Source organism: Okeania sp., assembly GCF_035285525.1.
Taxonomy (GTDB): Bacteria; Cyanobacteriota; Cyanobacteriia; order Cyanobacteriales; family Microcoleaceae; genus Trichodesmium.
Genome location: NZ_JAYKGW010000023.1, coordinates 15,256 through 39,801 on the forward strand (window position 1 = coordinate 15,256; position 24,546 = coordinate 39,801).

The following is a 24,546-nucleotide window of genomic DNA, read 5'->3' on the forward strand; positions in this document are numbered from 1 at the left end:
GTCGGGATTAGGGAGTAGGGAGTAGGGGAGTGAAGAGTCTTGAGAAGGAATAAAAAATATATAGACGAGGTGGCCGTCATTTCAGTTATCAGTTATCAGTAAAAATTGTCCCTTAAAATTTTTTCCCTTATTTGGCCAAAAGAACTTTTCAATCTCAACAGCCATCATTTTTTTCAAAATCAAAAAATCACTTTTGATTATACAGAATATTGCGGGAAAATGAGGTGAAAATCATGTAGTGCGGGAATCTTCCCCGTATGGATGTGTACCTAATAACAACGGAGAGTGCTGTATGTCAATATTTTTAAGAATGAATTAGCTAAAATTTTTTATCATAAATTAAAACAAAAGTCAATATTAGTGTAAATTTGTTTTTGTTTTTTTCTACTCCCTACTCCCCTACTCTCCTACTCCCCACTCCCTTCAGTTTAAGTATGAATTAGCTTGAGTTTTCATCATTTGAAAAATATTGTAAAACCCATTAGCACGGGAAGGAGTTAAGCTGGCTTTTAAACCTGTTTCTTGAATAAAATCTGGAGTTATTTCTATAATTTCTTGAGGAGTTAATCCATTCAAACCCTCAATTAAAAAAGCTACTAATCCCTTAACTAACTGAGCATCAGAATCCCCTTGATAAGAAACTTTTCCATCATCTAAATTAGCAGTAATATAAACCTGAGATTGACAACCATAAACTTTATTTTCTGGTATTTTTTCAGCTTCTGGAAAATCAGGTAACTTTTTAGCATACCAAAGTAATTGTTCATAGCGCAACTTATTAGAAGATGCCCGTTGAAATTTTTTAACAATACGTTCTAATGCAGATGGTAAAGACATATTCAATAATTAACAATTAATAATTAATAATTAATAATTACCTCTTTTTATCTTCTTAAAAAAAGAGGATTGATTTAGAGGAACTTGTTTTATTTGTAAGCATTCAGTAGTCAGCATTCAGCCATCAGATTTTGAAACAAATCTATAATTTTCAACCATAAATATACATCGTTTAACAATGTCAGATATATGGTTAAAAAGTAGAAGTTAAAACAATGCTTGCCATTCATTTCTATTACGTTTGAGCTGACTGCTGACAACTAATAGCTGAATGCTTACTTTTATTTTTTACCCCTATCCCTAAAAGTAGAGGATTTAAACCTTTATTTTTCGGTAATACAAAATTAGGAATTGGGAGCAAGATATAAAATTAACATATATTTTAAGAATTAAGCAATCGGTAAGAGTTTCAGAGCTTATTTCTTATTTCTAGTCTTTTAATTCTTATAACCTATACACGGATTGCTACTTTTGACTTTTTATTTTTGACTTTTGACTTTTTATTTTTGACTTCAAACTATCGGTTACAATTGTTTAATAAACTTAACAGTAGTATCTGTAACATAAAAATATTATGTCTCTTCCTATTCGCAACGTAGCCATCATTGCCCACGTTGACCACGGCAAAACCACTCTAGTTGACTCACTTCTCAAACAATCAGGAATCTTCCGAGAAGGGGAAGAGGTTCCTGATTGTGTTATGGACTCCAACGACCTAGAACGGGAACGTGGGATTACAATTCTCTCCAAAAATACCGCCGTTAAATATAAAGATATTCTGATAAATATCGTTGATACCCCTGGTCACGCGGACTTTGGTGGAGAAGTAGAACGAGTCCTGGGTATGGTGGACGGTTGTTTATTAATTGTCGATGCCAACGAAGGCCCAATGCCCCAAACTCGCTTTGTCCTCAAAAAAGCTCTAGAAAAAGGTTTACGGCCCATTGTGATTGTGAACAAAATTGACCGTCCCAGAGCTAATCCCCACACTGCTGTTGATAAAGTTCTGGACTTATTTATCGAACTAGGTGCAGATGATGACCAATGTGATTTTCCTTATCTATTCGCCTCTGGTTTAGCAGGTTACGCGAAAAAAGACCTAGAAACAGAGTCAGAAGATATGCAGTGTTTGTTTGATGCTATTGTAGAGCATGTTCCCCCTCCAGTCGGAGACCCAAAAAAACCTCTACAGTTACAGGTAACAACTCTCGACTATTCAGAATATTTAGGCAGAATAGTTGTAGGCCGTATCCACAATGGCGTGATTAGAGCTGGGCAACCAGCAGCTATTGTGAAAGAAGATGGTACAATAGTCAAGTCAAAAATCTCAAAGTTAATGGGATTTGAAGGTCTGGCACGAATTGAGATTCAAGAAGCTGCTGCTGGTAATCTAGTAGCAGTTGCTGGTTTTAGTGATGCTAATATTGGGGAAACTATTACTTGTCCTAATGAACCTCAAGCTCTACCTCTGATTAAAGTAGATGAACCTACTCTGCAAATGACTTTTTCTGTAAATGATTCTCCTTTTGCAGGTCAGGAAGGAAAATTTGTAACTTCTCGACAAGTACGCGATCGCCTAATGCGAGAGTTAGAAACTAATGTAGCATTACGAGTAGAAGATACTGACTCTCCAGAGAAGTTTTCTGTTTCTGGTCGTGGGGAACTGCACTTGGGTATTTTGATTGAAACTATGCGTCGAGAAGGTTATGAGTTTCAGGTGGCACAACCTCAAGTTATTTACCGAGAAGTTAACGGTCAACCCTGTGAACCATTTGAACTTTTAGTTTTGGATGTTCCGGAAGATGCGGTCGGTGGTTGCATCGAAAGAATAGGTCAGCGGAAGGGGGAAATGCAGAATATGCAGGTGGGTACGAATGGTCGGACTCAGTTAGAGTTTTCTATTCCTGCTCGTGGTTTGATTGGTTTCCGGGGTGAGTTTATGCGTCTTACTCGTGGGGAAGGTATTATGAACCATAGTTTTTTAGATTATCGTCCGTTGGTTGGCGAGATTGAAGCTCGACGCAATGGGGTGATTATTGTTTTTGAGGAAGGTGTGGCGACTTTTTATGCTTTGAAAAATGCTGAAGACCGGGGGGTGTTTTTTATTACTCCTGGTACAAAGGTTTATAAGGGTATGATCGTGGGAGAGCATAACCGTCCTCAAGATTTGGATTTGAATGTTTGTAAAAGTAAGCAGTTGACTAACCATCGTTCTGCGACTGGGGATGAGTTGGTACAGTTGCAAACGCCTGTAGATATGAGTTTGGAGCGTGCTTTGGAATATATCGGACCAGATGAGTTGGTGGAAATAACGCCGGAGTCTGTGCGGTTGCGGAAGTTGAGTAAGAAGTTGGTGAAACGGTAAATACAGTTATCAGTTATCAGTTGCCTATTAATACAAGAAGTGGAATCCGTAGGGGTTTGGTCTCCAAACCCTCTACAGTTATTAGACATCTCTAGAAAAGAGGGAACGCTTAACTGGGAACAGGGAACAGGAAGAAAGAATTGATTTGATTTTTCATTTTTGGAGATGTCTATTAGTTAACTGAACAAAAGTGTGGATTTTATTGATTATTTATTTGTCAATTTAACCCGCACTATTTAAAATTTGAATAGCCATAATAAAATGAGTCAAGAAGAGATAGAAGTATTAGAAAAAATTGCTCTGGTTATTGAAAGTTTGCCTAGTGAAAGTTTATTGGCAAAATGTTGGGCTGAAGAACAGAAGGAGGAATGGTAAAAATCAAGAAATATTCAAGTTTATTTAGTTGAATGTTGGAGAGCTAAGTTTATATATTATCAGCAAGGATATTCAATTGCAGAAGTTTTAGATAAAAAAAAGAAATTACTCAACATAAGTATGATTTAATCTGGTTGAGTGTTAACTAATACAAAGCTCAATGGGAACTTATTTAAGTTGCAGAAAAGTATGTTAGACAACTACACACTACATTTACTAACCTTTTATCTAGTAAAAAGATAAGTTCTCAAGTTGATAAGTTTTTCCCAAATAGAATTTTTCTAGAGCCATATCCATTTAATTCTGCTTATGATTTATTTATAGCTACTTTAAAAGAAGAGATAGAAGGTGATTTTTAAATTTGCCTAGAAAAACATTATTATATTAATCTTAAAACCATAAAAAAAGGTGTTAAACAATTAGTTGAAATGATTGAGCAAGAGCATGAGAATGCAGGAATTTATTCTGAACTTCATCGGAAAAAACAGCAAGAGCTGAAAAAAATATGGGTTGGCATAGATTCAGTTTTTCTTGGTTAGGAATCATATCAAATCCACTTAATTGCACATAAAATATGATATATGTTTGTTATTTAAGAAATTACTTCAATCCCCCCATCTCCCCATCTCTTCATCTCCCCATCTCCCCATCCCCTCCAACTATATAATAAGTATTTAACCGGATTTGATATGACTCTTTTAATTTGTCAATTTTTAGCAATTTGGAACTTTTCTGTGAGAACAAAATTGACTGCATTTAATAAATCATCAATAGAGGCTTTGAGCTTATGTATTAAAGCTAGTCATAAATTTAAACTTCAAGCATTCACCTGGATAAATAGACAAAAAGTTCCCTTTGATAAATTTGGTGAAGTACCTCTTAAAAATGGAAAATAGTCAAGATATTTTCATAAAACTTGAAAAGAGAAACAGTTTTCCTCTACTCCATAGATAAACACATTAAGTTGGAATAGTCAAAATGCACATTCAATAAAACTGGAGAGAAAAATGTTAACTTCTGATATTCCAAAAGCTGAACTATTCCAACCTGAAAACTTATCTGAAATGACAATGGAAAAAATGTTAGACAAAATGGAAGAAAACTATAAATTAGCGCTAAGTCTAATATTTGACAAAATTGATGAAATTCAAAATATGTGTCAGTTATGTAGAGATACTCAAAATAAAAATCAGGAACTTCAAGAGGAAGTAAATTATTTCAAATTAGATAACCGCAATAAAGATGAAAGAATTAAAGAATTAGAATGTCTAGCACATCCTGAATCTTTAAATGGAGATGCTATTGGTAACTATAACTGGTTAGATTAAGCTTAATAATCAGGAACTTGCTGAAAAATAAAGTACCAATTATTAGAAGACTGACTTCTAAAAATTACTTGATATATTAATAATTTTCAAGTCCCTAAATAAATAAACAAAATTAAATATTTATCCGACGCGATCGCTCCCTAGTTTTAGCGTTATGTTTCTCAAAAATTCATATACGCAGTCTCGGTTAATCCTTGTAATTATACATCTTGTTCATATATTTCTGCATATAATTGTGCTGACTCTTCTAAATCTTGAGTTTCTAATTCTAACTGTAACTTTTGCAAAGGAATATTAATCATTTCTGCTTCATCTTTCAAGCCATAATTTTGATGAAGAAGAAGAAAATGGAGTAGAGCTTCTTCAATATTTAATATTAGTTTTTGGTTGATATTTTTAGCTATATTGCTATTTTGAGTTAAAGGTTATTTTAATATTAGTGCTAAACTTTTAAATAGCTTTCCTAGGTTATCCTTAATTTATACTAAGAAAAAAATGTTTCGCAAAATTTGGCAATGGTTGAAAAGTTTATGGGAAAAATTTTTGGGATTATTCTCTCAACCTCAAACTAACCCTTCAAAAACTCAATCAGTCTCTCAGTCTCTTCCACCTTTAACAGATACAGATTATGATTTTCTCTTCGGTCAACTTTTAGAAGGTATTGCCCAAGGTTGGTCTCCTGAAAGAGTAAAGCAATTTTTTGATGACTTAGGAGAGCGAGGCAAACCTGGACTTTGGCAAGAATGGTTACAAAGGTTTGGAGAAAGATTATTGGTATCTCCAAAACCTAATGATGAGTTAGCTCAAAGAATGGTTATGTTTGCTTCCTTGACTCCATCGCTTCCTTCTCTAAAATCTCTGGGAACTCTCGCTAATAATATTGGTACTGAACTTTTGAGTCGGGAGGATAGTGGAGCGATTTGGGAATATGATGGACCTGATGCTGGTGTTTCTCCTCCTCCTCAACCATCCTCAGAAGAAAATCAATCAAATGAAACTTTAGAAAATTTAGTAGTTAAGTTTCAAGAAAATCCTAATTTATTAGCTACTGTTGCTCAACAGTTGGGGATACAAACCAGCGATCCCAGGGTGGTTATTCAAGCAATGGTTAGTCAACTTGGGGTAGGAGTAGAAAATCAACAACAGTCTACCGAACAAGGTTCCGAAATATTTGCTCAGTTAGGTTTGGAGCAAGCCAAAGCTGGAGATTTAGTTGGAGCTGTTGATAGTTGGGAAAATGCTTTGGTTTTGAAGCCTAATTATCATCAAGTTTGGTACAATCGGGGTAAAGCATTAGTACAGTTAGAAAGATGGGAAGAGGCGATCGCTAGCCATGACAAAGCTTTAGAGATTAAGTCTGATGATTATTTGGCTTGGAATAACCGTGCTGAAGCTTTGGGAAAATTAGAAAGATGGGAAGAAGCGATCGCTAGTTGTGATCGAGCTTTAGAAATTAAGGTAAATTATTATTTAGCTTGGTATAATAAGGCTAATTTTTTAGTTAGTTTAGGAAATTTGGAAGCAGCGGTTAATTGTTATGAGAAAGCTTTAGAAATTAAACCTAATTTTTATGATGGTTGGTATGAACGAGGAAATGTTTTAAAAGATTTAGGTTTAATGAAAGAAGCTTATGATAGTTGGGAAAAGGCAGAGGAAATTAAACTTCAGTAAGTTATCCTAATTTAAAAATGTCTAATTCGGGAGTAGGGAGTAGGAAGTAGTTAAGAGTCAATTAGAGTAAATTATGTGGCATAATTTGAGGAGGCAATTCTCCATAATTCCTCTGATAAAAATTAGTAAATCAGCTTTTTAAACTTCTAATTAATGACATAAATAACAGCTAATTATGACGAACCGTGGAAAGTGGCAATATCTGAATATTTGCCTGATTTTATCAACTTTTTCTATCCCGAAATTTACAACTCCATCAATTGGAAAAAAACACCAATTTCTCTAGACAAAGAACTAGAACAAATTACGGCTTCAGCGACTACAGAAAAACGTTATGTTGATAAGTTATTCCAAGTTTGGCTATTAGACGACCAAGAAATATGGATATTAATTCATATAGAAGTTCAAAGTCAATACGACCAAGAATTTCCGAAACGAATGTTTATCTATAACTATCGAGCATTCGACTTGTGCAACAAATCTGTAGTTAGTTTAGCTATACTAGGAGATGATAATCCATCTTGGCGACCTAATTATTATGAATATGGATTAGAAAAAAGTCAGATGAGTTTAGACTTTTCTATCGTGAAACTTTTAGATTATGAATGGGAGAAATTATCAGCAAATAATAATGTATTTGCCCTGATGGTAATGGCACATTTAAAAACAAAGAGTACCACCAGTAATTTGACAGAAAGAGAAGAATGGAAATGGCAAATAGTCAGAAGTTTATATGAAAGAGGATTCAGCAAGTTTGATATTATTAACTTGTTTAAATTCATAGATAAAATGATGACATTGCCTCCAAAGTTACAACAAAAGTTAGAAAGCAAAATCAATCAATATGAGGAGTCACAAAAAATGGAATTTTTAAGTACGATGGAAGAAAATGCTATAGAAAGAGGTCAAAAAATAGGTCAACAAATAGGTCAACAAATAGGAGCCAAAGAAACTTGCCGACAAAATATTATTGACCTACTGAAAATGCGATTTTCATCAGTGCCAGAAACTCTGGTAGAGACTCTTAATAATATTCAAGATTTAGCTTTCCTCAAACAACTGCTATTAGAAACAATCAGGGTTAATTCTGTAGTAGAATTTGAGGAGTTAATTCAAAACAATTATTCTGAGAATAATTAGTAAAATTAGGCTTTTAACTTCTAACTGAGAAGTCAGGAGTCAACCCACCCCTAACTCTTCCCAGGAGGGAAAATTGAGATAATAGTTCTATATTCACCATCTTTCCATCCTCCCATCTAAATTTTATAGAACCCAAATGGGTTCTATAAAGCGGATTTAGTATAACTTCTGAATAAATGGCTATGTTCAGGATTATAAAGACCAGAACGCCCTACTTTTTCCAACTTTTCCAAAGCAGGACTAATCACATAAAGGGTTGTTCTAATTAACTTTTTCTCCTCTGTCACCACAGCCATTTTCTCTAAAGGTACAACCCAAATTTTTTCATCAGGCCATCCTAAACGATAACATATTCCTACAGGTATCTGAGCCGAATAATGTTCCATCAACTTTTCCTGTGCTTCCCAGACATGACGAGCGCTCAAATATAAACATAAACTTGCCCCATGAGCTGCTAAACTACCTAACTCTTCTCGTGCTGGAACTCCCGTTGCTTTTCCACTAATTCTTGTTAAAATAATTGTTTGTACTAACCCAGGTACTGTTAATTCTACTTTTAATTTAGCTGCTGCATCCTGAAAGGCACTAATTCCTGGTACAATTTCAAAATCAATTTCCGCTTCAGTTAAAAGTTGTATTTGTTCATAAACTGCTCCATACAAACTAGGGTCTCCAGAATGGAGGCGCACCACAGAAAGACCTTTTCTCACTCGGTCAATCATTATCGGCAAAATTTCTTCTAAAGTTTGATTAGCAGTTCCAATAATCTCAGCATCAGAACGCACATTCCGTAACATTTGCTTGGGTACTAGGGAATCTGCATATAGAATTACATCTGCTATAGCTAAGATTTTTTCAGCCTTCACCGTCAATAGTTCTGGGTCTCCTGGACCTGCCCCTACAATGTAAACTGCTGGTGTAAGACTTTCAGTTTTGTTCATTAATTTTTCCGGATATAAGTATGTATCTTCAGGTAAATGGAATGGTAGATGCACCCTGGTTTATCCCCTAGGCTTTAATGCCTGGGGTTTTTTTATTCTTGCGCTACGCGCTAGGGAACAGGGAACAGGGAGCAGGGAACAGGGAACAGTAGAATATTAAAGAGTTTCAGGATATAGAAACTTCCGTGCCCTTTGCTTCGACTGCTATATAGGTGAGAAAGAGTTGGTTAGAAAATAGACTGATAAATCTTAGAGCGTCCACTTTGGTGAGGTACATCTGTCGCGGGCTTTCCAGCCCTCACTAGAGACATTTAATTCCGAATATTTATACTTCATGTAATCGGAATCTGGTGTAAAACTAGAAAATGTTGTTCCAACTATTCTCTGTTCCCTGCTCCCTCCATACCTATTCCCTGCTATTGTTATATAATTCAGTTTGTTTCTTTAATTTCTGAGGGAAAAACGTCTGGCAAGGGTCGCTTCAATAAATATAGCCATGCTAAACCTGCTAACCCTAACAGAATACCAGCTAAACTGACGAACTGAGCAATTCGTAATGGCCCTAACATTAAACTATCAGTCCGCAGTCCCTCAATCCAAATTCGCCCACTACTATAAATAGCCATATAAACTAGAGATATAGTGCCAACTTTAAGTTGAGGTTTACCCTGCAAACCCCGAAAAAATAGAAATATTAATAATCCAAATAACATTAAATTCCATAATGATTCATATAAAAAAGTCGGATGGAAATAATCAAAATTTACTAATTCTGGGGGACGATTTTGTGGAGGAATATACAACTTCCAAGGTAAATTAGTAGGACTGCCAAAAGCTTCAGAATTGAAAAAATTGCCCCACCGGCCAATGGCTTGTCCTAAAATTAAGGAAGGAGCTACTAAATCTGCTAACTGCCAAAAAGATATTTTACTTACTCTGGCAAAAATCAAGCCAGCGATCGCTCCACCAATAATTGCTCCATGAATGGCTATTCCTCCTTTCCAGATAGCAATCATATCTATGGGATTTTGTTGATATTGTTCCCACTCAAATAAGACGTAATATATACGGGCTCCAGGAATGGCCGCTATTACTAACCAAACCACTAGATCGCCTAATAATTCGGGGTTAATATGACGAAGTTTAGCTAAGTATTGGGAAAGGGTGACCCCTATTAATACTGCACTTGCAATTAAAAGTCCATACCAACGAATGGCTAATGGCCCTAACTGGAAAATAATTGGGCCAGGAGAAGTAAATTGAAAGCCTAAAGGCAATAAGGGAATTTCTAATATCATTTCAGTTATAGCGCTACGCGCTAGGGAATAGAGAACAGGGAAGGGTTACTATTAAAGGGTTTCAGGATATAGAAATGTCCGCGCCCTTTGCTTCGACTGGTATATTAATTATTAGTTTCTCAGATCAAGACTTACGCAAAAAATGAAATTATGCGCTATCTTTAGGGGTGAATGGCCATTCGCCTCTACAAGATGTGGTGATTCTCTGTAAGTTCTGAGATTTTTTTCAGGTAACGAAGCATAGCAGTGGGAGTATCTTGCTCCCGTACCAAGCATTCTTTTTTTCTGCATGATAATGGTATGCAGAAATATCTTTTTTCAATATGAATCAAGTTTTTGAAGTAGCTTTTACAGCACTAAATTCCCTGTAAAATTTTAGAGAATGTCTTTTATTTTTCAGTTTGACATAATAAAGTAATTATTAATAGGTCGTAACATTTTACTGTAGGGGTTTAGAAAACAAATTCCTACAGTTTTTTTCTTCACAAATTATTTAGGATTGGAATATTTTAGTAATCTTAATATTTAAGATTTGTTTAAGAAATTAATTCTGATTATAAACTTAAGAAATTCAGAATTATAACCAATAAATATAGATGTTGATTAAGATTGAAGAATGTAAATTTAGTTTTCAAGTAGTGAAGATATATATGGAACTATTACAAGAACAAATTTTTGCTTTGACTAAAAAAGTTGAAGCAATATATATGATTATTGAGGAACTTAATGACAAGGTATCAAATTATATGATTGCGGAGAAAGCAAATAAATATCAATCTATAGACACTGAATCTAATCTGGAACAGGCAAATGAAATCAAAGAAAAATATCAATATTTTAACCCGGAGTTAGAACATCAGGATGTGCTGGTAGATGATAATTATTTGAATAAAAATAGTCGAGATATTGATGATGAATTAACATCAAATATTCAAATTCAAAGGTTAACCGCTCAGTTAACCGCAGCTTATAATCGCATTGCTGCTTTAGAAGAACAATTACTCTCAAAAAGAATTAAATCGTCAAATAGAGAGTAGGGATTCAATAATTAATAATTAACAATTAATAATTAATAATTAATTATTACCTCTTCTGATAAAGAAGAGGATTGACTAAAAAGAATTTTTTTCTTTTTTCTCCATAAATGAAGATGCTTTATACCTTAAATTTTCAGTAGGAAGTAGGAGTAAATAATTGATTTGATTATTGATAAAGTTCCTGACCTATTTGCGTAATAATTGGTAACACAACCTTCGGTGGTTTTTACAGCAAACGAAGGCTGAACTGCAGTAGACTCAAATTACTATTCTCTTTTTATTCTAGAAATATTAAAAGTTGCAAATAAATCTTCAATAGCTTTCAATAATTGACTTTGATGCCAATTTCTATATAAATTAGCAGCGATCGCACAACCTCCACAACCCACCCCTTCTTTGACAAACCCCCTTTCATAAGCTTGTAGTTGAGGATAACCAGATTCAGCAAAACTAAGTTGTGTTGCCATCAAAGGTACAGAACCAATTTCTGCTGCTAACCCAACAGTATCTCCAGTTGGGTCTTCTGCTACCCAACGAGTTGTTCCCACCACAATATTCTCAGGTTGCCAACCTAAAGATAAATTTTTTGCCAATGCTTGCATTAAAGCATAAACAGCTAACATTTGGGTTCCCCCAGCTAACATTACTCCCACCTCAAGACTTGCTGTCATTGCCATTCCTGCTACTACTATTTGCATGGGATCTCCTACTGCAGCAATTAATTTTAGAGGTTGAGCAACTGGAAGCGTAGAATTAAAAGCAACCTGTAAACCTTGACGCACCACAGCTAATTTTTGACTATGATTACATTGAGGATGACTACTATTTACTTTACCAGTAGCAGCAATACCCAAACCTAATAAAACTGCTAAAGCGGTAGTTGTTCCTCCAACTACACATTCTCCTAAAATTATATAGCTATCTTTGGTTTCATCAGCTAATTTTCGACCCCAATAATTACCTATTTTTAATAAGTGTTGAACGGTGGCAATATCTAAAGCATGACCAGAAGTTAAACAACGAGCAGGAGTACCTCCTAAATCAATTGTTGGTACGGTTGGTTGATGGGTTAAACCTGCATTGAATAGATAATAAGGAATATTCAAGCTATCAATAACTGCTTTTGTAATTAAAACTGGAGAAGCGCCAGCATTTAGAGGTGGTAGTGGATATTTAGGTTGTGGTTGTAGACCATTATATAGAAATTCTACATCTGCTAAACAAGTATATTGACGGTCTTTTGGAGTTGCTCCTGCTGCGGAAATTCCAGGAATTAGACCTGTATCTGTAAATCCTAAAATACAACTAAAAATTGGTTGACTACCTCGATATTTTTGCAGCCAATTTTTTCCTTGTTGTACTTGGGTATAAACACGAATCATTAATTCAGTTATTAGTTTATCAGTTTCTAGTTAATAGTAACGTTTTTTTACTCTGTTAAGATGTTCAATAATTAATAGACATCTGCTGAAAAGAGGCAATAGGCAATAGGAAGAAAGAACAGAATTTTATTTCGTAATGAGTGGTAACACAAGCATCTTGCTTGTTACAACCACAGAAGGCTGTGTCACCAACATTTGTAACACAAGCATCTTGCTTGTTACAACCACAGAAGGCTGTGTTACAAGTGTACCTGACCATCCTCAGGCATTGCCGTAACAAAAAATAGAAAACTGTTTTCGATCAACAGGAGGTTTATAGCAGCAAAGTCAAAGACTTATCAATAGAAACTAAAGTATTCGCACAAATAACTCCAGAAGCAGCAACCGCTGGTACACCAATACCAGGCATTGTACTATCTCCTACTCGATATAAACCAGAAATAGGTGTTTGATATCCAGGAAAATTACCTTTTCCAGCAACAATAGCAGGTCCGTAAGTACCCTGATAACGACGCAAAAAGCGAGCATGAGTCAGAGGTGTACCAATTAATTCTAAAGTTATACGTTGCCGAATATCAGGAATTACTTTTTCTAATGCTAAAAACAAAGATTCTGCTTTTTCCTGTTTCCGTTGCGGATAAAATTCATCTTTTTCCCAACCAGAAAAAGATTCCAATGTATAAGCATGAACGACATGATGACCGGGAGGTGCTAAAGTAGAATCCCAAACTGAAGGAATAGAAATCATACAAGTATTGCCGGGAAGAGAAATATCTACCTCTCCGTCCAAAACTACTACATGATGTCCTGTTAAATCTTCTAAACCATCAGCGCGAATACCTAAGTGTAAGTGCATAAAACTTTCCACCACAGGGGTTGCTAAAGCAGATTCTCGGAAAGAAGTGGGTAAGTCTTCAGGTTTCAACAGTTGAGTATAGGTATCCCAAATCGTAGCATTGGAAATAACAATCGGAGCTTCAATAATTTTATTTCCTCTCAAACGCACTCCTACTGCTTTGCCAGATTCTATTAATATTTGTTCGACATGAGCATTTAAAAGTAATTCACCACCATAACGTTCCAAACCTCTAACTAGAGCATGAACTATTGCACCACTACCACCGATAGGATATTCAATCACAGAATTAGAACGTTCGCCAAACATAAACGCCACTTCTGGAGCAACAGTACCATGAGCTTTTAACCCAGACAGGAGAAAACATTCCAAGTCAATTAAACGGCGTACCCAAGGGTCTGTTACCCATTTATCCATGATTTGCCCAACGGAACCTCCTATATCGCCGAGGGAAGGCAACATCTTTAGTAAGGATAGTCCATATTTTCCTAATAAAATTGGGATTAACCAAAAATCAGCTCTTAAAGCTATGGGTGAAATTTCTTTCAGACCAGCATACAATTGTAAAAGATGATGTTGAAAAAGTTGTAATTCTTGAGCGCCTTGAGTAGTAAACTTAGAGACTGCTTCTAAATAAGCTGACCCATTACCATAAACTGGCAAAACACCTTCAGGAAAATGATAATGTCCCAGAGGATCGTAGACAACTGTCTCCAGAGATTCGCCCAAAATATTGAGGACTTTTTGTAAAGGATTGAGACTGTGAGGGTCAGCTAATCCACAATAAAAAGATGGACCAGAGTCAAAATGGAAACCTTGACGGGAGAAAGAGTGAGCTGCGCCCCCAGGAATATTATGGCTTTCACAAATTATTACTTTTTTGCCGTAGTAGGCAAGCATTGCTCCAGCAACTAAGCCCCCAATACCACTACCGATTACAATTATATTTTTTTCCGTTACCATATAAAATAGTTTTTAACAATAGTATTTGTATTTAGGGTTTACTGAATAGCTCTTTTGGCTGGGGCAGAGAGTAAGGAGTAGTTAGGGACATTGTATTTAATGTCCGTACCAGGTTAAAGGTTAGGAGAAATAGGAAATTATAGAGAGGGTTGTGGGAAGGATTGTACCTTAATTTTTCTGCTCTTGTCTGTCCAAAATTTTGACTTTTTGGTTACTTGAATTGTCAAAATTTGCACTTTTATTATAACTCAGTTCTAGTTTATAATTATAAGCTGACTAAATACAGCAATTTAAAGTAATGTTTTTTGTTGGCACTGACAACTATTAGTAGATTACATTAAACTTTCAATGATTAAATAATTCGTAAGCATTCAGTCATCAGCGATCAGCTAGCTTCCTGGGTCGGAACTTTGCAATTCAGTTATTGCATTTAGTTTTGTCGATAAAAGCTTTATTATTCATAATTAAATTTTACTACAAAAACCAGTTTTCAAGTTCATATTCATTTAAACTTCAAGTTTAAGGAGGAGGTTTTATTGCTGAAAGCTGACTGCTAATAGCTGAATACTTACAATAAAAGGAGGAGGTTTTATTACTGAAAGCTGACTGCTAATAGCTGAATACTTACAATAATTAGAAAAATATTATCTAGGTTATCCAGGGGAAAAAATATGGAATCATTTTCAATGATAGATATAGTAGTTAAAGAATTAGAAAAAGATGCTAATCTCACTAGAATTAAGAAAGTAATTTATTGTGCTTGTGAAGGTAGATGGGAGAATGATGAATCTAAATTATCAGAAATTAACCTCCGGGAATTGATAGAAGAATTGTATAATAAAGTAGGTAATATAGAAACCTTAGACCGTAAATTATCTCGGATAGTTTCTAAAGTAAATAAAAGAATAGAATACAGTATATTAGCACAGAAAATTCTGGGCATTGTGGGAAAGCTATATCCTGAGGAAGAAGATGAAGAAGATATGACAATTATGGAAACTGGTCCGAACTGGAGTATTGATGGTTCAGAAGATCAAACTAATTCAAAAGATAAATTTTTAGTAGAAGAATCTTATTCAAGAGACCCTGGAGAATTATTTAATGTCCGGGAAAAAATCATCCAAAATACTAATCCATTAAAAGCAAAAATTCTGATTTTTTCTACTGTAGAACATCAATTTAGTTTTAGTGAAAGAGATTGGTTGCTATTAAAAACAAAAAGCTTAGATAGTTTACTTAGACAAATATTTAATCTATGTTCATCTACAACAGATTTAGAAGTTTATTTGTATAGCAATGCTAATAATTTTGAAAACCCAGATGAGTATATGCAAGTTGCTAATGTAATTATTAGTGCTTTAACTTCTTGCTATGCAGAAGATATTACTGTTACCCAAGTTAGAGTCAAAGCTGAAAATTATCAAATATCACCATCAGATACAAATGATATCAATAGTAATGATTATTTTCAGAAAATTGGTATCGATCAAAAATTTCCCAAAGAGCCAGAAATTATGAATCATCATAATGAAGAGGAAGAAGAATCTACTACTTCATTTGAAAGTTCTAAAGAAGACATAGATAATGAGAGTACAGATCAAGAAGAATCAACAAATATTGTTCAGCCAATTGATTACTACAAAGCAGTAAATTCGATTCCTACTAAAGCAAAAGTAGTAACTCAAGGTCATTATAAAAAAGCTGCTCTACGAGAAAGAAATATTCTAGATTCAATTAAGCAAAAATTAGAGATAGAAAATGAAATTTCAGCTTTAGTTAACCAAAGAGTTGATATTATCATAGATGCTATAGAAGCACAATTTATTTCCTTAGAAGAAAGCTTAAATAATCTTTTAGAATATGAGCCAGAAGAAAGACGTTTATCATTCAAATATACAGCCTTAGCAAGTTTAATTAGTAATGTACAAGATAAGTCTACAAAATTTAGAGAAATTCTCATGCAGTTAGAAACAGACGAAAGGAAAATAGTAAATTTCGAGCATTATAACAATGGGATTAATCAAGAAGTAAATTTACCAAAAGAAAGTTATTCTGGTAATTCTAATAACGGAATTAATCAAGAAACAAATTTACCAAAAGAAAGTTATTCTGGTAATTCTAATAACGGAATGAATCAAGAAACAAATTTACCAAAAGAAAGTTATTCTGGTAATTCTAATAACGGAATGAATCAAGAAACAAATTTACCAAAAGAAACTGACAATGAAAACCAACAAAAAATTATTGAATTAGCAACTCAAGGAAATCCTAAAGCTATTGCGATGATAATTAATAAATCATTTGAACAACAAGGTATTACAGTTATAGCTGGAAAGAAAAATGATTGTCTCCATATAGTTCTAGAATCGGAACAAGTTCCAAATAAAGAAATTGTCACTCCAGTAGTGCAGCAAAAAATTACTAACTTACAATCAGAAGAACTTAAAAATGTCAAAATTCATGGCAGACAATCAGGCAATAAATCAATTATTTGGACACAAACAATTTCTGTTTAAGCAGCAGGGACTTATACCGTTTCACGGAAATTATAAAGTCAAAAGTTAAAAGTTAAAAGTAAGGTTTGATCAGCCTCAAAAGTTGAAATGTCAAATAATTGCCTAAAATTACTGTGGCGTTAAAGTTTTGGATATATAAAGTATTACTTTATAAGTATTATTTATTTCTTTAAAAAGAGGAAAATTATAATGAGCCATCGTGAAATTCTCAGGAAATATGCAGCAGGAGAAACTGATTTTCAAGCCATTAATCTCAAAGGTATCCAATTAAATGGAGCAGACTTAATAGGTGCAAATTTTGCCGAGTCCGATCTTCAGGGAGCAGAACTGATGCTAGCATTTCTGAATCGAGTCAATTTACAACGTGCTAATTTAATTACAGCTAGACTTAGTGGTGCATACCTAACCCAAGCTAATTTGCAAGGTGCTAATATGGCCGATGTGGATCTGCATGGGGCAAACTTACAAAATGCAGACTTGAAAAAGGCCAATCTAGAGTTAGCCACCCTGATTGATGCTAATTTGAAGAAGGCAGATATGCGAGGAGTTAATCTTCAGAGTGCTGATTTGCGTGGTGTTTATATGCGTGAGGCTAATCTCCGCTATGAACCACGAATTTATGAAATAGCTAATCTTCGGGGAGTAAATATGCGCAAAGCTGATCTGCGTAATGTCGATTTGACTGGAGCTGATTTGACTAAAGCTGATTTGAGGGGGGCTAATTTAAGTGAAGCATCTCTTAAGGGTGTGACATTAACTAAAGCTAATTTAGCTGAAGCAATTTTAGATGGTGCATCTTTAACAGAAGCTAATTTGATAGGAGCTAACTTATCTGAGGCGAGTTTAATTAATGCTAAGTTTGAAAGAGCTGAATTAATGGATACATATCTAAATGGTGCTAACTTAAGTGGGGCAAGGATGGTAGATGCAAAATTGGGTAAAGCTATGTTAATCGATACTAATCTAACTCAAGCTAATTTAGTGAGAGCTGATCTGAGTCGAGCTAATTTAAGTGATGCTAATCTTACTAAGGCTGACTTAACTGATGCTTATCTGGCAAAAGCAAATTTGCGTAACTCTAACTTAATTGATTCTATCTTAACCAGGGTTGAATTAAGCACAAGTAATTTAAGTGGCGCTCAAATGCAAGGTGCTACTATGCCTGATGGAGAGATTTACGATTAATAGATAATTGATAATTAGGGCTTGGGTATGGAAATCTAAAAGTCTTTACATAGTAATAGTTTTAGGCTTTTTAAATACCTAAAAAGTTAGAATTTTAGGGAGACCAAAGGTAGAAAAATAAAGGAAAAATTATTGCTCCTACTTTCCCACCCTTCCCACACTTTGCTTTTTTCAAGGTGGCCTATTGTCTTTAAGAAAAATTGAATATACAGTTTAAATGCTAAATAGCTGATTAACTGTATCAACGATGACTAAAAATTCACCTCAAGTTAATACATCTGCTGTACAAGCAGGTGGTAAACTGAGTTTTTTTGAAAAATATTTGACTGTGTGGGTAGCATTGTGCATTTTTGCAGGTATTACTTTAGGGAAAATATTTCCTGGTGTTGCCAAAACATTAGATGCTATGAGTGTTTATCAGGTATCTATTCCTATTGCTATCTGTCTATTTTTTATGATGTATCCCATCATGGTGAAAATAGACTTTACCCAAGCCAAAAATGCTGCTCGCGCCCCTAAACCTGTAATTTTAACTTTAGTCGTAAATTGGGTAATCAAACCTTTCACAATGGTAGCATTTGCTCAATTTTTTTTGGGTTGGTTATTTCGCCCACTGCTAACAGGTACAGAAATGCTACGGGGTATAGAAGTAACTTTGGCAGACTCTTATATTGCTGGTACGATATTACTTGGTATTGCACCTTGTACAGCAATGGTATTAATGTGGGGTTATCTTTCTTATAGTAACCAAGGTCATACATTAGTAATGGTGGCGATTAATTCCTTGACAATGTTGTTTTTATATGCTCCTCTGGGGCGATGGTTACTATCAGCAAATAATTTAACAGTACCTTGGCAAACTATTGTTTTATCAGTATTAATTTATGTGGGTTTACCCCTAGCAGCGGGAATGTATAGCCGTTACTGGATTTTTAAACATAAAGGAAAAGATTGGTTTGAACGTAAGTTTATTAAGTATTTAAGTCCGGTTTCTACTGCTGCTTTATTAATAACTTTAGTTTTATTATTTGCTTTTAAAGGTGAATTAATAGTAGAAAATCCTTTTCATATATTATTAATAGCAGTACCACTTTTTATCCAAACTAATTTTATTTTTTTAATTAGTTATGTAGCAGCTTTGAAAATGAAATTACATTATGAAGATGCTGCACCTGCTGCTTTAATAGGAGCAAGTAATCATTTTGAAGTAGCGATCGCCACTGCGGTTACTCTATTTGGCTTAAATTCTGGAGCAGCATTAGCAACAGTTGTAGGAGTATTAATAGAAGTACCAGTCATGTTAATGTTAGTTTATTTTTGCCAACGTACAGCTTTTTGGTTTCCTCGCCAACCAGAAAAAGCTACTTTATTAGATCCCCGTTGTTGTACAACTTCCTTTACTGAATAATATAAATATGGAAAATTTCGATCATCCCCCTAGAATTTTATTTTTATACGGTTCTTTACGCGAACGTTCATACACTTCTTATCTGGAAAACCAGAATTATTAAAGCGAATACAAAGCCAAGCCAAATTACCTTTAAAAGATGCAGCAGCAGTCAATTCGACGCGGTGGAAATTGTTCAATAAATTAAAAACTACAGGTCTGGAAGTAACTACAAGTAGCGGGGGACAAACAAAATTTAACCGGAGAAAACATAAACTGCCAAAAGCACACTGCATAGACGCTGCTTGTATAGGTGAAGTTCGGGAGTTAAATTTCCAAACCACCCAAGCTTTAGTTGCTAGCATGCAAAGGGCAAGGGAGTAGACAGAAAGCAGCAGTAAATAAATATGGATACCCCATAAGGTACAACCCACTAAAACCGATAAAAGGTTGGAATAGTGGAGACTTAGCGTTGAATATGGAAACTGGAGTTGTGGGTAGAGTTAATCCTCGCTCTTTCATCAAATAGTTTTAATTTCACAGTGCCTGGACAAAAAGCCAAAAGTGTTCATGTAAGTAAATTAAAAGTTGTACATAAGAAAGACGGTTATACCTATACATGGATTCCACATTTGTCCATAAATGTCGAGGAAAATGCTGTCTAAAACTTAACAGATCGTTATAGCGAACGTAAAAATTCTGAGAAAAACAGGAAAAATTAATCATGGAACAACCAACAAATCAACCGATAGCAGAAAATTTGTGGTGGGTAATACCAGGTAAATTAGCAGGCGTTCGGAAACCGACAGCAGAAGAGTTGCCAGAATTACAGAAATTAGGCATTGGCGCAATAGTCTCTCTAATGGATGATCCCTCTAATTTAGAACTTTATGAACAAGCTAATTTACCTCATCTGTGGTTGCCAACAAAAGGAGGAACAGCACCAAGTCGAGAACAATTTCAAAATTTACAGAATTTTATTGATAGTCAAAATCATGGAGTTGCAATTCATTGTACTAATGGTAGAAGGCGAACAGCTACTGCTCTTGGCGGGTATTTGATTAATTCTGGAGCTTCTTATGAAGAGGCAATGGAAATGATTTCAACGGCAAATCCAGAAATTGAGTTACGGGAAGCTCAAAGTATCTTTTTACAAGATTTGGCAAAAAAATCATGGTGTAAGTAGTCGTGCAAAATTAATTTCCTAGTTGAGACAGGGAACACTTAATCTGAGAACAGACAACAGAAAAAAAGAATTGATAATTTCTTGATAATATCAAATCCGTTGACAATGGTCTTAATAAGAAACCGGGTTTGTGTTCTACAATAGATATCTCCAGAAAAGAGGGAACAGGGAACAGGGAACAGGGAACAGGGAACAGGGGATAATAATTGATGATGTATAGATAAGAATTGATTTTATTTTTTATTTCTGGAGATGTTTGATGGCGATAGAATTGAAAACAAACCCGATTTCTGCGCTTTTTCATATTGATACTACTGTATTTTATATTGTATAGCGCTGCGTGCAGGGAATAGGGAATACGGAACAGGGAAGAGGAAGAATAAATTGCTGATCATATAAGGCTTTGAGCTGCTTGGACACTTCCTAAAATTTGTAAATATTAAGTGCGCACATTGCTATACCGCATTTGTAGGGGTTAACAGTTGTTAACCCCTACAATCGTATTTATGGTGGTTTTGGTTAATTTTTAGTTAATATTTGGTTAATGTTTGGTTAAGCAATTGAATTGTGACTCTAATGCTTTGATACAATTCAAAGCTAATAAATAAAGTAGGAGAAGAACATGGCAATACGCATAGGAATTAATGGATTTGGTCGCATCGGTAGGTTGGTACTCCGTGCATCTTGGGAATGGCCAGAACTAGAATTTGTTCACATCAATGAAGTTAAAGGAGGTACGGAAGCAGCAGCACATTTACTCAAGTTTGATTCTGTACATGGGAGATGGTTGCCGGAAGTAGAAGCAAGAGACAAGCAAGTCATAATTGATGGCAAAGCTCTGAGTTTCAGTGAATATTCCCAACCTGGTGAAGTACCTTGGGAAAAATTTGGTGTTGATATTGTATTAGAATGTTCTGGCAAGTTTAGAACTAAAAGTACCCTCGATCCTTACTTTGAGCATGGTATCAAAAAAGTGATTGTGGCAGCACCAGTTAAAGAAGAAGCGTTAAATGTAGTTATGGGTGTTAACGATCATCTCTACGATCCTAACAAACATCACCTACTGACAGCAGCTTCTTGTACTACTAACTGTCTAGCTCCAGTGGTAAAGGTGATTCAGGAAGGATTAGGAATTAAACATGGAGTGATTACGACTATCCATGACAATACTAATACTCAAGTTATTGTTGATGCACCTCATAAAGATTTACGTCGTGCTAGATCTACAAGTTTGTCACTGATTCCGACTACAACGGGTTCGGCAACAGCGATCGGATTAATTTATCCAGAGCTGAATGGTAAGTTGAATGGTTTAGCGGTACGAGTTCCTTTATTAAATGCTTCTTTGACAGACTGTGTATTTGAAGTAGCTCGCCCTACCACGGTAGCAGAAATTAATAGTTTATTGAAAACTGCATCGGAACAAGCACCGCTCAAAGGAATTTTAGGTTATGAAGAACGTCCTTTAGTTTCTATTGACTATAAAGATGACCCCCGTTCTTCTATTATTGATGCTCTCTCAACCATGGTAGTCGATGAAACTCAAGTGAAAATTTTAGCTTGGTATGATAATGAATGGGGTTATGCTAACCGGATGGCAGAGTTAGCTCGAAAAGTTGCTCTGAGTTTGCAATAGGGATTTCAGTTATCAGTTATAGCCATACAGCGCTTTTCAAATGGATGAACCACATTGCCATAACCAAAATTTTGTAGGGACGTTCGCATTTTTGTTATGCAACGTCCCTACAGAGTCAGAAGAAGGAGTAGAGGGTTTGGAGTAGAGGGTTTGGAGAGCAAACCCCTACAACCTTGAACTTTACCAATGCTACCGGATTTGATATAATTCATAAGTTATGACTGATAACTGATGGCTGTTTGTTTACAATAAATAAAATAAATAAGGAGAAAAATATGACTGAAGTTTCTATCACAATGAAAGATATTTTTCAGCAGCGAGCAGTTCCAATTATAGAGAATTTTCTCGCTACTGATAATTTATTTGAAAGTTTAAAAAGAGATGAAATGATTGAATCTATCTTCGATACTTTTCTGAGAAATTGTTCTCTAGAAGAATTACAAGAAATGGCTGAAGAAATACTTAGCGATAGAATCAGACGTATATTGGGAGGACGAGTATTATATGGATTAATAAGTGATTTCACACCTGAAGAAATGGAAGAATTTGATGCAGCAGTTCGAGATATGAGGAAAATGTGGTAATGGATTATTTATTAGATACAAATATTCTGACTGCTCTTATTAAACAAGATTCTCGACTACTTTATCGGTTGAATAATGTTAACTATAGACGAGAGAATCTCTTTATTAGTTGTGTTAACTATTTTGAAAGTAAGGGAGGTTTATTAGCCGTTAATTCCCAGAAAAAGTTAGCTATTTTAGAGGATTTGTGTAAAAATAATATCAATATTTTGTTTTTAGACAAGATAGAAATAATTAATATCGCCTCTGAGATTTATGCAAATTTAAGGAAAAAAGGAACACCCATACAAGTTCCCGATCTTCTAATTGCAGCTACAGCAATTTATCATAATTTGGTTTTAGTTTCTAACGATTCTGATATGTTAAGAGTTGAAGGTTTAATTGTAGAAAATTGGTTACAACAATCCTAAATAGTTTGTAAGATTCAATCGTAGGGGTTTGGTCTCCAAACCCAAGCGTAAAGTGATTTAAACACCAAACTTCTACAGTTTTTTACGGCTAATGATTTCATATTACAATAGTTTATATTAATAAAAATAATGACTTCTACTACAAGTTCTAGTATAAAAAATTATGCCCTAGTTACCCTTGCCTACTGGGGTTTCACCATTACTGATGGTGCTTTGCGAATGTTGGTGTTACTCTATTTTAATAAAATTGGTTATACACCACTAGAGATAGCCTTTTTATTCCTATTTTATGAAGTTTTTGGCATCTTTACTAATTTTTTTGGTGGCTGGATCGGTTCTCAATTTGGATTAAGAGTTACTCTATACAGTGGTTTGGGGTTACAGGTTTTCGCCCTGATTATGCTTTCATGGGTAAATCCAAGTTGGGCGCAATGGTTAGCAGTATCTTATGTAATGGTAGCACAAGCATTTTCGGGAATTGCTAAAGATTTAACCAAAATGAGTGCTAAAAGTGCTATTAAGTTAGTCATCCCTGAAGATACTGAATCATCTCTATTTAAGTGGGTGGCAATATTAACAGGTTCCAAGAATGCTCTGAAAGGACTTGGTTTTTTTGTAGGTAGTGCGCTACTGACATTATTTGGATTTGTTAATGCTCTGTGGATAATGGCAGGTGGATTATTTTTAATTCTGTTCACGAGCATAATGTTACCAGAGGGGATGGGCAAAATTAAGCAGAAGGTGAAATTTAAAGAACTTTTTTCTAAAAGTCAGGAAATTAATATTCTTTCTGCTGCCCGTTTCTTTTTATTCGGTTCCCGAGATGTCTGGTTTGTGGTAGGATTACCTGTTTTCCTAGAAGGTGTTTTGGGTTGGTCATTTTATGAAGTTGGTGGATTTATGGCTTGTTGGGTGATTGGATATGGTATCATTCAATCTTTAGCACCGACACTTATAAAGAAATTTGGTTCTGGTGAACCTCCAAAATCAAAAACTATCCAATTTTGGACCTTAACATTAACTGGTATTCCTGGAGCGATCGCTATTGCATTACAATTCGGTTTACCTGCTAATTGGGTTATTGTTGGTGGTTTAATGTTATTTGGTGTAGTATTTGCTTTTAATTCTGCAGTTCATTCTTACCTGGTATTAGCATTTACTGATGATGACAAAGTAGCTTTAAATGTTGGTTTCTATTATATGGCTAATTCTGGAGGTCGTCTTGCAGGTACAGTTTTATCTGGATTAATTTATCAAATATTTGGTTTAGTTGGTTGTCTGTGGGTATCAATGGTGTTTGTGTTAGGAGCAGCTTTAGTTTCTCTGAAATTACCCGATCCTCAACCAAGTAAAGATATAGTTTGGAATGCAGGTGGAGGAGATTAATCAGTAAGTAGGTTGGGTTGAGGCACGAAACCCAACATTATTATAGCTGTTTGGTTTCGCACT

The 24,546-nt window shown here is 34.9% G+C and carries 20 protein-coding genes; 14 read left to right on the plus strand and 6 right to left on the minus strand.

Translation table 11 applies throughout. The features are described 5' to 3' along the window. Window positions 1–423: 423 nt before the first annotated feature. Window positions 424–837, minus strand: a complete 414-nt coding sequence (locus tag VKJ25_RS02410) for a SufE family protein (protein WP_324235030.1) — start codon at window positions 835–837, stop codon at window positions 424–426. 574 nt (window positions 838–1,411) lie between these two features. On the opposite strand from VKJ25_RS02410, the gene typA reads away from it, so the two are divergent. The 5 genes from typA (at window position 1,412) to VKJ25_RS02435 (ending at window position 7,716) form a co-directional block, all read left to right on the plus strand. Next, window positions 1,412–3,202: a translational GTPase TypA gene (gene typA / locus VKJ25_RS02415; RefSeq protein ID WP_324235031.1), complete on the plus strand. Its 1,791-nt coding sequence runs from the start codon at window positions 1,412–1,414 to the stop codon at window positions 3,200–3,202. Window positions 3,203–4,266: 1,064 nt separating this feature from the next. After that, window positions 4,267–4,473: a hypothetical protein gene (locus tag VKJ25_RS02420; protein WP_324235032.1), complete on the plus strand. Its 207-nt coding sequence runs from the start codon at window positions 4,267–4,269 to the stop codon at window positions 4,471–4,473. Between the two features lie 111 nt (window positions 4,474–4,584). Next, complete coding sequence (locus VKJ25_RS02425; RefSeq protein ID WP_324235033.1) at window positions 4,585–4,905, plus strand: hypothetical protein; 321 nt, start codon at window positions 4,585–4,587, stop codon at window positions 4,903–4,905. Between the two features lie 495 nt (window positions 4,906–5,400). Beyond that, entirely contained in the window at window positions 5,401–6,576 is a 1,176-nt protein-coding gene (locus VKJ25_RS02430) for a tetratricopeptide repeat protein (protein ID WP_324235034.1), read from the plus strand. 192 nt (window positions 6,577–6,768) lie between these two features. Then, the gene (locus tag VKJ25_RS02435; protein WP_324235035.1) at window positions 6,769–7,716 is read left to right on the plus strand and encodes an RpnC/YadD family protein; all 948 of its coding nucleotides are present in this window, start codon (window positions 6,769–6,771) and stop codon (window positions 7,714–7,716) included. A gap of 143 nt (window positions 7,717–7,859) precedes the next feature. On the opposite strand, the gene cobM is transcribed toward VKJ25_RS02435, so the two are convergent. Next, window positions 7,860–8,657 (minus strand): precorrin-4 C(11)-methyltransferase, encoded by a 798-nt coding sequence (cobM, locus tag VKJ25_RS02440; RefSeq protein ID WP_324235036.1) that lies wholly within the window; start codon window positions 8,655–8,657, stop codon window positions 7,860–7,862. A 431-nt stretch (window positions 8,658–9,088) separates the two neighbouring features. Continuing rightward, window positions 9,089–9,955, minus strand: coding sequence for a prolipoprotein diacylglyceryl transferase (gene lgt, locus VKJ25_RS02445; protein WP_324235037.1), 867 nt, complete (start codon window positions 9,953–9,955; stop codon window positions 9,089–9,091). A 650-nt stretch (window positions 9,956–10,605) separates the two neighbouring features. On the opposite strand from lgt, the gene VKJ25_RS02450 reads away from it, so the two are divergent. Continuing rightward, on the plus strand, window positions 10,606–10,992 hold the full coding sequence (locus VKJ25_RS02450; RefSeq protein WP_324235038.1) for a hypothetical protein: 387 nt from the start codon (window positions 10,606–10,608) through the stop codon (window positions 10,990–10,992). Window positions 10,993–11,258: 266 nt separating this feature from the next. Here the strand turns inward: VKJ25_RS02450 and cobT are convergent, their stop codons facing one another. Both cobT and VKJ25_RS02460 read right to left on the minus strand, forming a co-directional pair. Beyond that, window positions 11,259–12,374, minus strand: a complete 1,116-nt coding sequence (cobT, locus tag VKJ25_RS02455; protein WP_324235039.1) for a nicotinate mononucleotide-dependent phosphoribosyltransferase CobT — start codon at window positions 12,372–12,374, stop codon at window positions 11,259–11,261. A 313-nt stretch (window positions 12,375–12,687) separates the two neighbouring features. Then, window positions 12,688–14,193, minus strand: coding sequence for a phytoene desaturase family protein (locus VKJ25_RS02460; protein ID WP_324235040.1), 1,506 nt, complete (start codon window positions 14,191–14,193; stop codon window positions 12,688–12,690). Window positions 14,194–14,864: 671 nt separating this feature from the next. On the opposite strand from VKJ25_RS02460, the gene VKJ25_RS02465 reads away from it, so the two are divergent. The 3 genes from VKJ25_RS02465 to arsB all read left to right on the plus strand — a co-directional run bounded on the left by VKJ25_RS02465 (window position 14,865) and on the right by arsB (window position 19,302). Further along, a complete protein-coding gene (locus VKJ25_RS02465; protein WP_324235041.1) occupies window positions 14,865–16,709 on the plus strand; it encodes a hypothetical protein in 1,845 nt (614 codons plus the stop codon). A 189-nt stretch (window positions 16,710–16,898) separates the two neighbouring features. Further along, window positions 16,899–17,894 carry a pentapeptide repeat-containing protein gene (locus VKJ25_RS02470; RefSeq protein WP_324235042.1) on the plus strand — a complete coding sequence of 332 codons (996 nt, stop codon included), beginning with the start codon at window positions 16,899–16,901 and terminating at the stop codon, window positions 17,892–17,894. Between the two features lie 247 nt (window positions 17,895–18,141). Further along, the gene (arsB, locus tag VKJ25_RS02475; RefSeq protein WP_324235043.1) at window positions 18,142–19,302 is read left to right on the plus strand and encodes an ACR3 family arsenite efflux transporter; all 1,161 of its coding nucleotides are present in this window, start codon (window positions 18,142–18,144) and stop codon (window positions 19,300–19,302) included. Window positions 19,303–19,331: 29 nt separating this feature from the next. Here the strand turns inward: arsB and VKJ25_RS02480 are convergent, their stop codons facing one another. Further along, on the minus strand, window positions 19,332–19,646 hold the full coding sequence (locus VKJ25_RS02480; RefSeq protein ID WP_324235044.1) for a hypothetical protein: 315 nt from the start codon (window positions 19,644–19,646) through the stop codon (window positions 19,332–19,334). Between the two features lie 359 nt (window positions 19,647–20,005). Between VKJ25_RS02480 and VKJ25_RS02485 the strand changes: the two genes are divergently transcribed. The 5 genes from VKJ25_RS02485 (at window position 20,006) to arsJ (ending at window position 24,483) form a co-directional block, all read left to right on the plus strand. Next, window positions 20,006–20,467 (plus strand): protein-tyrosine phosphatase family protein, encoded by a 462-nt coding sequence (locus VKJ25_RS02485; RefSeq protein WP_324235045.1) that lies wholly within the window; start codon window positions 20,006–20,008, stop codon window positions 20,465–20,467. A gap of 622 nt (window positions 20,468–21,089) precedes the next feature. Continuing rightward, on the plus strand, window positions 21,090–22,103 hold the full coding sequence (locus VKJ25_RS02490) for an ArsJ-associated glyceraldehyde-3-phosphate dehydrogenase (protein ID WP_324235046.1): 1,014 nt from the start codon (window positions 21,090–21,092) through the stop codon (window positions 22,101–22,103). Between the two features lie 275 nt (window positions 22,104–22,378). Beyond that, window positions 22,379–22,687 carry a hypothetical protein gene (locus VKJ25_RS02495; protein ID WP_324235047.1) on the plus strand — a complete coding sequence of 103 codons (309 nt, stop codon included), beginning with the start codon at window positions 22,379–22,381 and terminating at the stop codon, window positions 22,685–22,687. Then, window positions 22,687–23,097 (plus strand): PIN domain-containing protein, encoded by a 411-nt coding sequence (locus VKJ25_RS02500; RefSeq protein WP_324235048.1) that lies wholly within the window; start codon window positions 22,687–22,689, stop codon window positions 23,095–23,097. Before VKJ25_RS02495 ends, VKJ25_RS02500 begins: the two co-directional genes overlap by 1 nt. Window positions 23,098–23,226: 129 nt before the next feature. Beyond that, window positions 23,227–24,483 (plus strand): organoarsenical effux MFS transporter ArsJ, encoded by a 1,257-nt coding sequence (gene arsJ / locus VKJ25_RS02505; protein ID WP_324235049.1) that lies wholly within the window; start codon window positions 23,227–23,229, stop codon window positions 24,481–24,483. Window positions 24,484–24,546: the final 63 nt, after the last annotated feature.

Bases quoted from the DNA above. Each gene is read 5' to 3' on its own strand.
- cobT (WP_324235039.1), bottom strand. From the start codon at position 12,374: ATGATTCGTGTTTATACCCAAGTACAACAAGGAAAAAATTGGCTGCAA.
- VKJ25_RS02460 (WP_324235040.1), bottom strand. From the start codon at position 14,193: ATGGTAACGGAAAAAAATATAATTGTAATCGGTAGTGGTATTGGGGGC.
- VKJ25_RS02495 (WP_324235047.1), top strand. From the start codon at position 22,379: ATGACTGAAGTTTCTATCACAATGAAAGATATTTTTCAGCAGCGAGCA.
- cobM (WP_324235036.1), bottom strand. From the start codon at position 8,657: ATGAACAAAACTGAAAGTCTTACACCAGCAGTTTACATTGTAGGGGCA.
- VKJ25_RS02485 (WP_324235045.1), top strand. From the start codon at position 20,006: ATGGAACAACCAACAAATCAACCGATAGCAGAAAATTTGTGGTGGGTA.
- VKJ25_RS02490 (WP_324235046.1), top strand. From the start codon at position 21,090: ATGGCAATACGCATAGGAATTAATGGATTTGGTCGCATCGGTAGGTTG.
- arsJ (WP_324235049.1), top strand. From the start codon at position 23,227: ATGACTTCTACTACAAGTTCTAGTATAAAAAATTATGCCCTAGTTACC.
- VKJ25_RS02420 (WP_324235032.1), top strand. From the start codon at position 4,267: ATGACTCTTTTAATTTGTCAATTTTTAGCAATTTGGAACTTTTCTGTG.
- VKJ25_RS02500 (WP_324235048.1), top strand. From the start codon at position 22,687: ATGGATTATTTATTAGATACAAATATTCTGACTGCTCTTATTAAACAA.
- lgt (WP_324235037.1), bottom strand. From the start codon at position 9,955: ATGATATTAGAAATTCCCTTATTGCCTTTAGGCTTTCAATTTACTTCT.
- arsB (WP_324235043.1), top strand. From the start codon at position 18,142: ATGACTAAAAATTCACCTCAAGTTAATACATCTGCTGTACAAGCAGGT.
- VKJ25_RS02425 (WP_324235033.1), top strand. From the start codon at position 4,585: ATGTTAACTTCTGATATTCCAAAAGCTGAACTATTCCAACCTGAAAAC.
- VKJ25_RS02480 (WP_324235044.1), bottom strand. From the start codon at position 19,646: ATGCTAGCAACTAAAGCTTGGGTGGTTTGGAAATTTAACTCCCGAACT.
- VKJ25_RS02430 (WP_324235034.1), top strand. From the start codon at position 5,401: ATGTTTCGCAAAATTTGGCAATGGTTGAAAAGTTTATGGGAAAAATTT.
- VKJ25_RS02465 (WP_324235041.1), top strand. From the start codon at position 14,865: ATGGAATCATTTTCAATGATAGATATAGTAGTTAAAGAATTAGAAAAA.
- VKJ25_RS02410 (WP_324235030.1), bottom strand. From the start codon at position 837: ATGTCTTTACCATCTGCATTAGAACGTATTGTTAAAAAATTTCAACGG.
- VKJ25_RS02470 (WP_324235042.1), top strand. From the start codon at position 16,899: ATGAGCCATCGTGAAATTCTCAGGAAATATGCAGCAGGAGAAACTGAT.
- typA (WP_324235031.1), top strand. From the start codon at position 1,412: ATGTCTCTTCCTATTCGCAACGTAGCCATCATTGCCCACGTTGACCAC.
- VKJ25_RS02450 (WP_324235038.1), top strand. From the start codon at position 10,606: ATGGAACTATTACAAGAACAAATTTTTGCTTTGACTAAAAAAGTTGAA.